At 53.1% G+C, this 13,879-nt stretch carries 15 protein-coding genes; 10 read left to right on the plus strand and 5 right to left on the minus strand.

The features are described from left to right. Window positions 1–163: 163 nt before the first annotated feature. The gene (locus ACI2J2_RS07000; protein WP_209633001.1) at window positions 164–829 is read right to left on the minus strand and encodes a transglycosylase SLT domain-containing protein; all 666 of its coding nucleotides are present in this window, start codon (window positions 827–829) and stop codon (window positions 164–166) included. 109 nt (window positions 830–938) lie between these two features. On the opposite strand from ACI2J2_RS07000, the gene ghoS reads away from it, so the two are divergent. From ghoS to ACI2J2_RS07025, 5 genes are all read left to right on the plus strand, one after another. Beyond that, window positions 939–1,238, plus strand: coding sequence for a type V toxin-antitoxin system endoribonuclease antitoxin GhoS (ghoS, locus tag ACI2J2_RS07005; protein ID WP_209633000.1), 300 nt, complete (start codon window positions 939–941; stop codon window positions 1,236–1,238). 132 nt (window positions 1,239–1,370) lie between these two features. Continuing rightward, window positions 1,371–2,315, plus strand: a complete 945-nt coding sequence (locus ACI2J2_RS07010) for a metal ABC transporter substrate-binding protein (RefSeq protein ID WP_404759729.1) — start codon at window positions 1,371–1,373, stop codon at window positions 2,313–2,315. Continuing rightward, window positions 2,312–3,202, plus strand: a complete 891-nt coding sequence (locus ACI2J2_RS07015) for a manganese/iron ABC transporter ATP-binding protein (RefSeq protein ID WP_209632999.1) — start codon at window positions 2,312–2,314, stop codon at window positions 3,200–3,202. Before ACI2J2_RS07010 ends, ACI2J2_RS07015 begins: the two co-directional genes overlap by 4 nt. Further along, window positions 3,202–4,062 (plus strand): iron/manganese ABC transporter permease subunit YfeC, encoded by an 861-nt coding sequence (gene yfeC / locus ACI2J2_RS07020; RefSeq protein WP_209632998.1) that lies wholly within the window; start codon window positions 3,202–3,204, stop codon window positions 4,060–4,062. The genes ACI2J2_RS07015 and yfeC overlap by 1 nt, the downstream gene beginning before the upstream one ends. Further along, window positions 4,062–4,922, plus strand: a complete 861-nt coding sequence (locus tag ACI2J2_RS07025; protein WP_209632997.1) for a metal ABC transporter permease — start codon at window positions 4,062–4,064, stop codon at window positions 4,920–4,922. The genes yfeC and ACI2J2_RS07025 overlap by 1 nt, the downstream gene beginning before the upstream one ends. A gap of 37 nt (window positions 4,923–4,959) precedes the next feature. Here ACI2J2_RS07025 and ACI2J2_RS07030 read toward each other — a convergent pair whose 3' ends face one another. After that, complete coding sequence (locus ACI2J2_RS07030) at window positions 4,960–5,409, minus strand: GNAT family N-acetyltransferase (protein WP_209632996.1); 450 nt, start codon at window positions 5,407–5,409, stop codon at window positions 4,960–4,962. A 263-nt stretch (window positions 5,410–5,672) separates the two neighbouring features. Here ACI2J2_RS07030 and ACI2J2_RS07035 point away from each other — a divergent pair, with 263 nt between their 5' ends. Then, entirely contained in the window at window positions 5,673–6,542 is an 870-nt protein-coding gene (locus ACI2J2_RS07035) for a fructosamine kinase family protein (protein WP_404759730.1), read from the plus strand. 40 nt (window positions 6,543–6,582) lie between these two features. Here the strand turns inward: ACI2J2_RS07035 and ACI2J2_RS07040 are convergent, their stop codons facing one another. Further along, window positions 6,583–7,143 (minus strand): YniB family protein, encoded by a 561-nt coding sequence (locus ACI2J2_RS07040; protein WP_209632993.1) that lies wholly within the window; start codon window positions 7,141–7,143, stop codon window positions 6,583–6,585. 194 nt (window positions 7,144–7,337) lie between these two features. On the opposite strand from ACI2J2_RS07040, the gene ACI2J2_RS07045 reads away from it, so the two are divergent. From ACI2J2_RS07045 to ACI2J2_RS07060, 4 genes are all read left to right on the plus strand, one after another. Further along, entirely contained in the window at window positions 7,338–8,624 is a 1,287-nt protein-coding gene (locus ACI2J2_RS07045; protein ID WP_404759731.1) for a protease, read from the plus strand. A 64-nt stretch (window positions 8,625–8,688) separates the two neighbouring features. Continuing rightward, window positions 8,689–9,354: a hexitol phosphatase HxpB gene (gene hxpB, locus ACI2J2_RS07050; protein WP_265556167.1), complete on the plus strand. Its 666-nt coding sequence runs from the start codon at window positions 8,689–8,691 to the stop codon at window positions 9,352–9,354. A gap of 401 nt (window positions 9,355–9,755) precedes the next feature. After that, window positions 9,756–10,304, plus strand: coding sequence for a metal-dependent hydrolase (locus tag ACI2J2_RS07055; protein ID WP_209632990.1), 549 nt, complete (start codon window positions 9,756–9,758; stop codon window positions 10,302–10,304). Window positions 10,305–10,486: 182 nt separating this feature from the next. Continuing rightward, window positions 10,487–11,878, plus strand: coding sequence for an L-cystine transporter (locus ACI2J2_RS07060; RefSeq protein WP_404759732.1), 1,392 nt, complete (start codon window positions 10,487–10,489; stop codon window positions 11,876–11,878). 65 nt (window positions 11,879–11,943) lie between these two features. Here the strand turns inward: ACI2J2_RS07060 and phnX are convergent, their stop codons facing one another. Both phnX and phnW read right to left on the minus strand, forming a co-directional pair. Continuing rightward, on the minus strand, window positions 11,944–12,753 hold the full coding sequence (gene phnX / locus ACI2J2_RS07065; protein WP_265556168.1) for a phosphonoacetaldehyde hydrolase: 810 nt from the start codon (window positions 12,751–12,753) through the stop codon (window positions 11,944–11,946). Between the two features lie 7 nt (window positions 12,754–12,760). Beyond that, window positions 12,761–13,864, minus strand: coding sequence for a 2-aminoethylphosphonate--pyruvate transaminase (gene phnW, locus ACI2J2_RS07070; protein WP_209632987.1), 1,104 nt, complete (start codon window positions 13,862–13,864; stop codon window positions 12,761–12,763). Window positions 13,865–13,879 lie beyond the last annotated feature (15 nt).

Here is a 13,879-nt window from a genome sequence, read left to right on the forward strand (position 1 = left end):
AATGAACGTAAAGATTTGGTTGGTAATGTAAATTTAACTATTTGTGCGGTTTTTTAGGTAACAGGATGGGAAATAACGAAAAATGAGAGTTGTATCGCGATTTTACTGCGCGCCGATAAAAAAACGGCCCCATTAAGGGGCCGTTTAATCAACGAAATCTGAACTAGGGTGACATTGCCTGGTAGGCCGTCGTCACTTTCCATAAATAGCGCGGCGCCTGCGGGGCTGGGTGCTTTTTCTGGATGTGTTGATAAAACTCATCCGGGCTCATTTGATTGATGCGGTTTACCGCCACGCGCTTATCTGATGAGAAGGTGCGTAACATGGCACCGGCCCCATTCACATAAGAAACAATGGTGGCATAACGCAATGTTTGTGGATCATTGATCCCGGCTAGCTGCTGGCTTTGAAGAATATTGATATAGGCTGTTCCCAGATCAATATTGACCGCCGGATCCTTCAACTCACGCGAGCTTGGCTGCCCGCTTCTTCCTTTAAGACGATAGGCATCACGCCCGGCGGTTGAAGGTTTCAGCTGCATTAACCCCACAGCGTTCGAGGTGCTGACTGCGTTCGGGTTAAACCCGGACTCCACCTGAATAATCGCTTTAATCAGCGTTTCGTCAACGCCATAACTGTTGGCGGCCTGACGAATATAATCGTTATAGGCTATCGGTGTCCCTGTGCGGTTAACCGGAGCTTGCGGGGGGGTCTTTAACCAACCACCGCGCGATGTGCCACTGCTTAAATTATTGTTTGCGTTTTGCGGGTCTTTGGCGCACCCCGACAAAAGCAAAATTGCCGTCAGGCAACCTATTTTTGTTTTCACAGAATCCTTCACCCCTTTCAATGAGTTGCGTAGCATATACAACTTGTAAGGACGCCTGTACGCTTTTTTTGGTCTACTCTCAAGCTACTCGTATACCAAGAGGTGATTTATGAGTCAATCTGCAACGACGTGTTTTGTGGTGACTTTTCGCTACCAGGAAGAAGGATTAGCTGATTTAGCCAAGCTAACAGGACAATTAACCCTTCAGGGATTTGTCACGTCAGTGACTGACGAACAAGGCGTTCCACATGAGCTGGGCAGCAACAGTTTTGCGTTAATAACCCCGCTGGATCAAAAGGATGTACTGTTGTTGGCACAGAAGCTGGGTGAGGTCGCGCTGAGGAAAACCCCGGAGGTCGATATTGTCACCTATGACGACTACGTTAAGCGGTTACATACTGATACATAAAATGCTATAACTTACGGGGCGGTATTATTTTTTCGTGTTGAGGAAATAACCGGCAGTCAACCTGCAGGTGACGCTTGACTTTGCTCTAATTGATATTGATAATCATTTTCATTTGAGCCAGGAGATGTCACCATGCTTTTGAAACAATACATTTTTCCACGCCTTTCTATTGTTCGGGCGTGGACATGTTGTCGCCCTTTCGTACTGATGTGCCTATTAGTGAGCGCCAGTCTGACTAGCCATGCTGCCTTGGCGGAAAAAAAATTGCGCGTGGTGACCACCTTCACCATCATCCAAGACATCGCTCAAAACGTGGCCGGTGACGCTGCCGTGGTAGAGTCAATTACCAAACCGGGCGCCGAGATCCACGATTACCAACCGACGCCACGCGATATCGTCAAAGCGCAACATGCAGATCTTATTCTATGGAACGGCATGAATCTGGAGCGCTGGTTCCAACGTTTCTTCGAGAACATTAAACAGGTGCCCGCGGCGGTAGTGACTGAAGGCATCACCCCACTCCCGATCCGTGAAGGCCCCTATAACGGCAACCCGAACCCGCATGCCTGGATGTCCGCCACTAACGCGCTGGTGTATATCGAGAATATTCGCAAAGCATTGGTGCAATACGATCCTGCCAATGCGGAAACCTATAACCGCAATGCCAAAGCCTATGCGGCCAAAATTGCCGCGTTGGACGCCCCCTTGCGCGAACGCCTGGCACGCATTCCTGAAGCCCAGCGCTGGCTGGTAACCAGTGAGGGTGCCTTTAGCTATCTGGCGAAAGACTATCAGTTAAAAGAAGTCTACCTGTGGCCCATCAATGCTGATGAGCAAGGCTCACCGCAACAGGTTCGCCGAGTGATCGACGCCGTTCGCGCTCATCATATTCCTGTGGTATTCAGCGAAAGCACCATTTCTGACAAGCCGGCCAAACAGGTGGCGAAAGAAACCGGGGCAAAATATGGCGGCGTGCTGTACGTCGATTCGCTATCCACTCAGGGCGGCCCGGTCCCTACCTATATCGACCTGCTCAATGTTACCGTACAAACCATTGCCAAAGGATTTGATCAATGACCACTGAGGTTTTTGTCCGCCCAGAGTTAAGCGTGGACGACGTTACCGTGACCTACAACAACGGACATACCGCTATCCACAACGCCAGCTTCAGCTTGAGTGGCGGTGCAATCTGCGCGCTGGTGGGCGTTAACGGCAGTGGCAAATCGACACTATTCAAAAGCATCATGGGGCTGGTGCGCCCCACCACGGGGCGCGTTCAGCTAAACGAACAACCAGTCGCGCAAGCACTGAAGAAAAACGTTATCGCCTACGTCCCGCAAACCGAAGACGTCGACTGGAATTTCCCTGTGTTAGTGGAAGACGTGGTGATGATGGGCCGCTATGGCAAAATGAACTTTCTGCGTATCCCATCCAAAGAAGACCGATTACGGGTCGATAAAGCATTGGAGCGCGTTGGCCTCAGCGAGCTGCGTACCCGCCAGATTGGTGAACTGTCTGGCGGGCAGAAAAAACGTGTCTTTTTGGCACGCGCTTTGGCCCAGCAAGGTACGGTGCTGCTGTTGGACGAACCCTTTACCGGCGTCGACGTCAAAACAGAAAACGCCATTATCGACCTGCTGCGTGCGCTGCGCGATGAGGGGCACCTGATTCTGGTCTCTACCCATAACCTGGGCAGCGTGCCGGAATTTTGCGATCGGGTCATCCTGATTAACCGCACCGTGCTGGCCGCCGGTCCGACAGAAACCACCTTTACCCAGAGCAATCTGGAGCAGGCATTCGGCGGCGTACTGCGCCATATCAACCTCTCAGGCCCGGATCTGCACGACGATAATGACCCGCGTACCGTAACGGTCTTGACCGACGATGAACGTCCAGCGGTGTTCTATGGGCATACCAAGAGCGATCCCCCGGCACAGAGCCAGCCAAAGGAGAAACAACCCTGATGCTGGAATTCCTGTTACAACCCTTCAGCTACAACTATATGGTCAAGGCCATTTGGGTTAGCGCCATCGTCGGTGCCGCCTGTGCGTTCCTTTCGGCCTACCTGATGTTGAAAGGCTGGTCGCTGATGGGCGATGCGCTATCGCACTCCGTCGTGCCCGGCGTCGCAGGTGCCTATGCGCTTGGGCTGCCTTACGCTGCCGGGGCCTTCTTCACCGGTATGCTGGCTGCATTGGCCATGACGCTAGTGCGTCACGTCACTCGCCTGCGCGAAGACGCCATTATCGGCTTTATCTTTTCCACTTTCTTTGCCGTAGGCCTGCTGATCGTTTCGCTCAACCCAACGTCGGTTAACGTGCAATCCATTATCTTCGGCAATATTCTTGGCATTGCTGACGAGGATGTATTGCAGGTCGAAATTATCATCGGCGTTTCACTGCTGATTCTCTGTCTGGTCTGGAAAGACTTGCTGGCGGTGTTCTTTGACGAAAACCACGCGGTGTCTATCGGCCTGTCACCGCTGCGCTTGAAGATCCTGTTCTTCACGCTCCTTAGCGCCTGCACCGTCGCCGCCTTGCAAACCGTTGGCGCCATTTTGGTGATTGCCATGGTGATCACACCGGGTGCTACCGCTTATTTGCTGACGGACCGCTTCAGCCGACTGGTGATCATTGCCATCATTATCGGTGCGCTAACCAGTGGCCTTGGTGCATACCTGAGCTTCTTCCTTGACGGCGCAACCGGTGGCGTGATCGTCACCTTGCAAACGCTGGTGTTCCTGGTTGCATTTTTCTTCGCGCCCAAACATGGCCTGCTGGCGTCCAAGCGGCGTGTGGCGCATGAACAGACCGGAGGCCACTGATGGAAACCCTGTATCAATTGCTCAGCGAACCTTTCGCCTACCCGTTTATGCAACGAGCGATCTTGGCCGCCATTGTTACCGGTGTCGTCTGCGCCGTTTTGTCTTGCTATCTGGTGCTCAAAGGCTGGTCCCTGATGGGTGACGCCATCTCACATGCGGTACTTCCAGGCATTGTGGTGGCATTCGTACTGGGAATTCCCGTGGTTATTGGCGCATTTTTTTCCGGCATTTTCTGCGCAGTGGCTACCGGCTACCTGAAAGAGAACAGCCGGGTGAAAGAAGACACGGTGATGGGTATTGTTTTCTCCGGCATGTTCGCCTTCGGGCTGGTTTTGTTTTCACGCATCGACACCGATCAACACCTGAGCCATATCCTGTTCGGCAACATGCTGGGCATTACCAATGCAGAGCTGAAACAAACCCTGCTGATGGCGGGTATCACCCTGGTTGTGGTGCTGCTAAAACGCAAAGACCTGATGCTCTACTGTTTCGATCCTAACCATGCCCGCGTTATTGGCCTGCCGGTAAAGCTGCTGCATTACGGGCTACTCTGTCTGCTGGCATTGACCATTGTCGCTTCGTTGCAGGCGGTGGGGGTTATTTTGGTGATTGCGATGCTGATTGCGCCGGGCATTATTGCCTTTATGCTGTGCCGCAGTTTCGATCGTATGTTGATCGTCGCTACGGTGGTGTCAGTCTTCTCCTGCGTGCTAGGCACCTTGATCAGCTTCCACATTGATGGCGCCACGGGGCCCTGCATTGTGATCGTTCAGGCCATTCTGTTCGTTTTCGCCCTGCTCTACAGCAAACTCAAACCGTTACAACGTCACGAAGAGAACTTACTCACCGATAAACGCTAAAATGGATGGCGGTGCACCATTGCGCCGCCACTTCGTATTAGTGTTGCTGGTAGATATCCGGTCGAACGATATGCCAGACAAAATCCTCACGATTAACCGCTTCGTAACCCACTTTTTGGTACAACCAGGGGGCAGTGCCAGTCACCAACATAATCCGTCGCAACCGTTGCAGCACAGGGTGTTCCAACGTGCAATCCATCAGCCAACGCGCTAACCCCTGCCCCTGATAATCCGGGGAGACAAAGACATCACACAGATAACCGAAAGTGGCGTAATCCGTCACCAGACGAGCAAAACCAATTTGTTGCTGCTGATAGTACAAACCGAAACACAGGCTGTTGTCGATTGACAGTTGCACCGTCTGCAGCGAGATACCGGTCGCCCACGTTGAAGTGGTCAAAAAAGCATGCGTAAAGACAATATTTAAATCACTTTTATCACTGGTGATCAGATATTCACCGCGTTGCCATTGCTGATTTTGCTCCATTTCCTCTCATCTCATTGATAATGAAGGCCATTAAAGGTTTCTGCTGTCGCGACATGTGCAATAAACCTACTAAACATTACCCCCATGCCACCAAGTTGCAACATGCACAGTGCTTAAATTAATCAATAGCGTATATACTTTGAGCAAACGCGAGTGGCGAGAAAATCGCCGATTGTTGGTGCCAGCTGTGCGCCAGGTCGTGTTTTCACAAGGCTAAAGACGCTAACCTAATGAATTCGCAGGCAGCACAGAGGGGGTGTACCATGTGGCAAGCCGTTAGTCGTCTGTTAAGTGAACATCTTGGCAGCGCAGAAATCCGCGAAAGAATCGAACTGCCCGGGGGCGATATTCACCCTGCATGGCGCGTGAGTTACGGTGACAAGCAGGTGTTTGTCAAATGCGACGCTCGGGAACTGCTCCCCATCTTTACGGCTGAAGCCGATCAATTGGCGTTACTGGCACGCAGTAAAACCGTGCGGGTCCCCGAGGTATACGGCGTTGGCAGCGATCGCGACTACAGTTTCCTCCTGCTGGAATACCACCCCCTTAAACCCCTTGACGCCCACGGCGCTTATTGTCTCGGCCAACAGCTGGCCTATCTGCATAAATGGAGTGAACAGCCGCAGTTTGGCCTCGACTTCGATAACGATCTGTCCACCACGCCACAGCCCAACGCCTGGCAGCGTCGCTGGTCAGAGTTTTTTGCCGAGCAACGCATCGGCTGGCAGTTACAGATGGCCGCGGAAAAAGGCATGACCTTTGGGGATATTGATGAAATTGTCGACATCGTCTATCTGCGTCTCCAACACCATCAGCCGCAACCTTCTCTGCTGCATGGCGATCTGTGGCCAGCCAACTGCGCCATGACCGCTGAGGGCCCACTGCTGTTTGATCCGGCCTGTTATTGGGGAGACAGAGAATGCGATTTAGCGATGCTGCCGTTATATCCGGAATTGCCACCGCAGATTTATGACGGTTACCAGAGCGTATGGCCTTTAGAGAGTGGTTTTATCGAACGTCAGCCGCTGTATCAGCTGTATTATCTGCTTAACCGTAGCAACCTGTTTGGTGGGCAACACCTCGTCAAGGCTCAGCGTGCTGTGGACGCATTGTTACATCCTGAACAACAGTAAAATCAAGGCGCTGAACGCAGCGCCTTGCCTTTATCTGACATCAAGCCGCGCCAGCCAACTGGCCAAGCAACTTGATCACAAACCAGGCGATCACGGCAATCACTACCGGCAAAATGTACAGCGGGAAGTATTGCAGCAAGATGGTGTGATGCGGCAGCGTAATTCGTTCTTCCAACTGCGCACGCGTATGACCTTCACTCCCCTTGGCCTGCTCAAGGATCATTTGATCCTCCAACCCTTCGCGAATAAATTTCACCTGACGTGACATGCGCGCGCCCGAAGCCTGGAGTGCCAGCCCGACAAAAATCAGAATATAAATGATGATGAACATCAGATTAGCACCGCTAAACAGGCTTTTTTCTACGTCAGGCACCGGCGAGTTATACCAAAAGATATTCAGAAACGGCGTATTGAAGCGCACCATATCTACCATTACGTGAACGAAATCCAGCATCACCGCATTAATGCCTGCCGTCTTTTCACTGTGCTGATACACAAACATCAACATAGAGATCAGCGTCGACAGCAATGCAGGGATGAAAACCACCCAACCAAGAATACGTTTTATAATGGCAATCCGCCCAGCCTGTTGATACGTCATGTGTTCCCCTTGTAAGTGACGTAATCGTAATTGCTTAAGTCTACCTGTAGTTACTGAAGCTCGCCCATCGTTTTCTTCAGCGTTACTGTGCTACAAGCGTAGCCGGGATCATCCAAAGTCGACAGATCAATAGCGACCGCTCGTTACCATTAATCGTTATATAGTTAAATAAGTTCGTCTCGACAGGAGTCTGCATGATTCGACTGATAATCTTATTGCTGGGTGCGAAGGCATTGCACAGCCAGCGACGCTTGCTGATGTTGTTTGGCTGGGTATGGGTAGCCATCGGTGCACTTATGCTGTTCGACGTTTTGCAGGACGGCCGCTCCGTTCTGGCATTGGATGCGCTGGCCGTGCTGTTGGCGCTCGAGGGGATGGTGGCCATTTCCGCCGCGCTGGTGATTGGCTCCTCCGCGAGCCGCCCGGTATTGTTAAAGGGGCTCGGCTTTTTGTTTTTGGCCTTATTGGTGCTCGACGTACCCGCCGACGATAACATTGTCGCCACGCTGGTATTCGGTAGCGCGTTATTGCTCGACGGCGCAGTTCGCATCGCCTCATCTACGGTGATCCAACACAGCCGCTGGAAACTGGTTGCACTGGCAGGCAGCGGCGAAATTCTGCTTTCGTTGATGATCTTTGTCGGCTGGCCGGTGCCGCACCGAATGACGGTGCCTTTTTGCCTCGGCGTGATGATTCTGCTTTCCGGTTGGGCGCTATTGCGCATTGCCCGGCAGTTAGGGAGCTTTGCGTTGAATCAGAACCCAACGCCGGATCCCCCCACGTTAACGGGTCCAGATGAAATTGCCTTGCTCACCCTGTATATCTGGACACCGATGGGTTCAGCAAAAGATGCCCGGCGACGTTACATCGTTGATCGTTACATCGCAGCCGTCGACGGCAACGGGAATATCTCCACGGGCCACGCAGCCTTGGCGCTGGCACCGGACGTGTATATCAGCCACTACCCGCTTAACGATATCAGCCAGTCCACACAGGATTTTCGCCAGTTGCTGCATTCCGGTGAGAAAAACAACGTCGACGGCCGATTTCTGCCGGGTTTGCAGCAGGAAGTGGCAGCCTGGTGTCCACCGGACAAGAAAATTCAGTTCCATCGTTTTAATCCCACCGCACTACGCGCTTTTTGGCAGCGCTACCATCAAGACGCCACCTACAATCTGACCCGTCGTAACTGTTCCACCACGGTCATTTTGGCGCTCGACAGCGCACTGGAAGGCGTACTGGGTGATAAACATCTGTGGCGTCGCTTCCTGTTGCTGATACTCGATCCTAACCTGTGGATGTTGGCGGTGCTGCGCAGCCGTGGCGAAAGCATGACCTGGACACCGGGATTGGTGCTGGATTATGCGCGGATGCTGCAGCAGGTTACCGAACGTCAACACCAGCGCTGGTGGCTAAAACTGCAGGATATGTGGCGTATTCTGCGGTATGGCAAGGCTCGGCCGCGCAGGCAAAAGTTTTAGTCTCCCCGCCGGCAATGGTAAAGTGTTGGCCACATTCACCGGCGCCGGCAGGAGTTAACCGCTAATGGCCTATTCGCAACGTATTGAAACCGCTATTTTTGATATGGACGGTTTATTGATCGATTCAGAACCGCTGTGGCTCCAGGCAGAGCTGGATATTTTTGGCGCACTGGGGTTGGATTTGTCTGACCGTCACAAGTTGCCAGATACCCTGGGCCTGCGCATCGATCTGGTGGTGAAAATGTGGTACCAGGCCATGCCGTGGCAAGGTGTTTCACAGGAAGAGGTTTCCGGCCGCATTATCGAGCGCGCTATCGAGCTGGTCCGCGAGAAACGCCCTCTGCTGCCAGGTGTACAACAAGCTCTGGAGCTGTGTCGCAGTCTGGATCTGAATATCGGCCTGGCTTCCGCTTCGCCACTGCATATGCAGCAGCAGGTGCTGAAGATGTTTGATCTCGACGGCTACTTTGACCAACTGGTCTCCGCCGAATATCTGCCTTATAGCAAACCGCATCCGGAAGTGTACCTGATCGCCGCCGAACGCCTCGGCAGCGATCCGCTGCACTGCATTACTCTGGAGGACTCCTTCAACGGCATGATCGCCACCAAAGCGGCGAGAATGCGTTCAATCGTGATCCCTGCGCACGAATACCGACACGATACACGCTGGGCATTAGCGGATCATAAACTCGATAGCCTCGAACAGTTGACACCCGACCACCTGGCCTGATCTGCATGGCATCGGTTTAATCTTAATCCGATGCCATGATGTCTATCTTCTCCCCTAATCCGCAAGCCAATGTCTAAAACCTGCTCTCCGTCATAAAATAAATAAAACGTTATTTCATTTTTATTGAGTTACCGTGCCACCCTCCTTATGCTGGAGCAACAAGAAAGCACCGGGCGGTTGGCGCAGGTTGTCACTGCCACGCAGCCGAACGCTGGCGTCCGGCGCTTTCTCCCTCACCAACCGCCTTAATGTCGCAAAAGTGCACAACGATTGGCCATTTAAGTAACAAGCCGTTGTAAACCCGAGAAAAATAAACAATTGGTTACAGGGTAACTGCTTCCACTACTGGGAATTTTCCCATATACTGGATAAATTAACAGTTTATCAGCCGGAACAGCAGTATGACCGCGGAAGGGCATCTTATTTTCTCTGTCGCTTGCGCGATTTTCGCCAAGAAGGCCGAGGTGACACCATCGCTTGCTACCGGCGACTGGTGGCATATCATCCCTGCCGCGCTGCTGACGTCGTTACTCCCCGATATCGATCACCCCAAATCAGTGCTGGGTCAGCGCCTGCGTTGGATTGCCATTCCAATTTCACGCGCATTTGGCCACCGTGGCTTTACCCACAGCTTACTGGCAATCGCTGGCGGTATGGCGTTGTTCCAGCTCGATGTACCGCGTAGCTGGCCCATCCCTGCCGACGTCCTGCACGCCATGATTATTGGTTACTTCAGTCACCTGCTGGCGGATATGCTCACCCCTGCCGGAGTCCCCTTACTTTGGCCCTGCCGTTGGCGTTTTCGCTTGCCACTGCTTAATTCTCAAAAAGGCAATCAACTTGAGCGCGCCCTGTGTCTGTGCCTGGTGGCTTTCGCCATCTATTGGCAAGGCGGGTGCACCATCCCAGTGCAGTCATATTTTGAGCAGATAAAAAATATCAGACTGTGATCACATAAAAGTGCCCACTTAGCACCCATAAAGCACATTAATTAAACAAATTAGCACATGGAGTTATATCAAATTCCATTTGGATATAAGTGAGCCACCACGCAAACTGTTACGATATTTAGTATTGCTACGCCATGGTGCATAGCCATTTTTATATAAGAAAAATATTGGAGACATTGGGGATGAACCTTCCGCTCGTTATTAACGTGGTGATTTTTGTCGCCCTCCTTTTGCTGTTGGCGCAAACCCGCCACAAGCAATGGAGCCTGGCGAAAAAAGTCCTGATCGGCCTGGTCGTGGGCGTGGTGTTCGGTCTGGCACTGCAACTGGTCTACGGCTCGGACAACCCGGTACTGAAAGAATCCATCAGCTGGTTCAACATTGTCGGCAACGGCTATGTGCAACTGCTGCAAATGATTGTGATGCCGCTGGTATTCGCCTCTATTTTGAGCGCGGTTGCCAAGCTGCATAACGCCTCTTCCCTGGGGAAAATCAGCGTCCTGACTATCGGTACCCTGTTGTTCACCACGCTGATTTCAGCGCTGGTGGGCGTGCTGGTGACCAACCTGTTCGGCCTGACTGCTGAAGGCCTGGTGCAAGGGGCGCAAGAAAGCGCGCGTCTGTCAGCGATCCAAAGCAACTACGTGGGCAAACTGGCCGACCTGACCGTACCGCAGATGGTGTTGTCCTTTATTCCTAAAAACCCGTTTGCCGACCTGACCGGTGCCAGCCCAACGTCGATCATCAGCGTGGTGATCTTCGCTACCTTCCTCGGCGTGGCGTCGCTGCAACTGCTGAAAGACGACAAGCCTAAAGGCGAACGCGTGCTGGTGGCGATCGATACCCTGCAGGCTTGGGTGATGAAACTGGTACGTCTGGTGATGAAACTGACTCCATACGGCGTATTGGCACTGATGACCAAAGTGGTCGCCGGCTCTAACGTCCACGACATCATCAAACTGGGTAGCTTCGTCGTCGCCTCATATCTGGGTCTGGCTATCATGTTTGCGGTGCACGCTGCCCTGTTGGCATTCACCGGTGTTAACCCGCTGAAGTTCTTCCGCAAGGTATGGCCGGTCATCACTTTCGCCTTTACCAGCCGCTCCAGCGCCGCCAGTATTCCACTTAACGTGGAAGCGCAGACCCGTCGTCTGGGCGTGCCGGAATCCATTGCCAGCTTCTCGGCCTCGTTCGGTGCCACCATTGGCCAGAATGGCTGCGCGGGCTTGTACCCGGCGATGCTGGCGGTCATGGTTGCCCCAACCGTCGGTATTAACCCGCTGGACCCGGTGTGGATTGCGACCTTGGTCGGGATCGTCACTATCAGCTCCGCCGGCGTTGCCGGTGTGGGTGGCGGCGCAACCTTCGCCGCGCTGATCGTGCTGCCGGCAATGGGCCTGCCAGTTACGCTGGTTGCCCTGCTGATCTCGGTTGAGCCCTTGATCGACATGGGCCGTACCGCACTGAACGTCAACGGCTCTATGGCTGCCGGTACCATCACCAGCCAGCTGATGAAGCAAACTGACAAGTCCATTATGGACAGCGAAGACGAAGCCGAACTGGCTCACCAGTAAATTTCGTCAGCACTAAAAAAACCGGGGCTTTCACCAGCCCCGGTTTTTTTATGTCTGGGAAACGACTATGGCCGTTCACCCTTCGCCAACCGCTGATTGATTTCGGCAATCACCCCCGGCAGTTGTACCAATGTATCAATCACGTAGTGTGCCCCGGCAGCATACAACTTATCCGCCGCCAACCTGCGCCGCCGTTCAATCTCTGCGTCATTCATTTGCTGGTATTCCTCCCAGGTGGCGCCGAATTCGTTACCCGACAGCGCCAACCCGATGCTCCACATCCCCGCGTTGATCCCCTCGCTGATACCCGGCACCGCGTCGTCCACCTTGACGCAATGCGCCACGGCATCAATACCCAGCATAATCACGTTCTGTAACGCCATCCACGGCCCAGGACGGCCGCCAACGGCCAAATCATCCGTCGCTACCCAATGGTCCGGCGCATAGCCACGCTGCGCTGCCGCAGGTGCTAATACCTCCATCACTGCACGCGGATAGCCTGAACAGGAGCCAATCTTGACGCCTTGTTCACGTAACGCGGCAATCACCTGCGGAACCCCCTCAATAGGGTCGGCAAAGTCGACGACTTTGGCAATTTGCAGCGGCATAAAGGCTTGGTACAACGCATCAATATCTTGATGGCTCATAGAACGACCGAGCTTTTGTTGCCAGCGCGCATCTACCGCCGGCAGCTTGCCCAAAGCTTCAATGTGCTGCCACTTGCCCAACCCCATTGGAACACGTGCTTCAGCCAAGCTAATGTCGATATCAAAGGTCTGCTTAAAGGCTTCGACAAAAATCTGCGTCGGCGCAAAAGAACCAAAGTCCACTGTCGTACCGGCCCAGTCGAGAATCACTGCGTTAATCTGGTTCATGGGTATCCTATCGCTCCCAATACATTGCTTGCCCGACCGCGGCCAGCAAACGTTCAATATCTTGCGGATAGACTTCGCCAATGTTGCCTATACGGAAGCAATCGCTCTGCGATACCTTACCGGGGTAAATAACGAAGCCCTGTTGCTTCAGGCGCTGGTAGAACTCTGTAAAGCGGTAATTTTCTGCCTTAGGCGAATAAAAGGCAGTGATAATCGGCGAGTGAAGATCGTCTTCCAACAACGTTTCAAATCCAAGTGCGCGCATCCCTGCAACCAAACGTTGTTGATTAGTACGGTAGCGGACGTTACGGGCACCAATCCCCCCTTCTTGCGCCAGTTCGCGCAGGGCCTGCGCAAAAGCCAGTAAAGTATGGGTTGGCGACGTGAAACGCCATTTACCGGCGTTATCTTCCATGCAGCGCCACTGAGCATACAAGTCCAGCGACAGCGAACGCGAACGCCCAATGCACTTTTCCAGCTCGCTGCGTCGTGCTATCACAAATGCAAAACCCGGCACGCCCTGTATGCATTTATTGGCAGAGCTGATCAGATAATCAATGCCCAGCGCATCCACATCCAGCGGAATGCCACCGAAACTGCTCATCGCGTCCACGATCAAGGTTTTGCCATTACGCGCCGCCAAACCTGAGACCCGTTGCAGCGGGTTGAGCATTCCCGTCGTGGTTTCACAATGCACCATGGCGATATGACTGATGCGCGTATCGCTTTTCAGCACAGCGTCCATCGCTTCTACATCCGGCTCATTCACTTCACCGCAGTTGAATGCGTGGTGGTTGATATCCATCAACCTGGCCATCTCAACCATGCGCGCGCCATAAGCGCCGTTGTTGACGATCAACAGCTTGTCCTGTGGGCCAATCACCGTTCCCAACACCGCTTCTACGGCAAAACTGCCGCTGCCCTGCAATAACACCGAGGTATAGCCGGTCGACTGAGTCGCCAGCGCCACCAACTGCTGACGGATGTTCTGCACCACACCCAGGTTGTAATCTTCATCCCAGGTACAGCTATCGAACAACATGGCCTCTTTCACCGTTTTTGACGTGGTCAGCGGGCCAGGCGTTAACAACAGGTAATCATGTTCAGACATTTCACTCACCTAATT

Origin of the sequence: Serratia sp. NPDC087055, from assembly GCF_044900985.1 — a bacterium.
Classification (GTDB): domain Bacteria; phylum Pseudomonadota; class Gammaproteobacteria; order Enterobacterales; family Enterobacteriaceae; genus Serratia.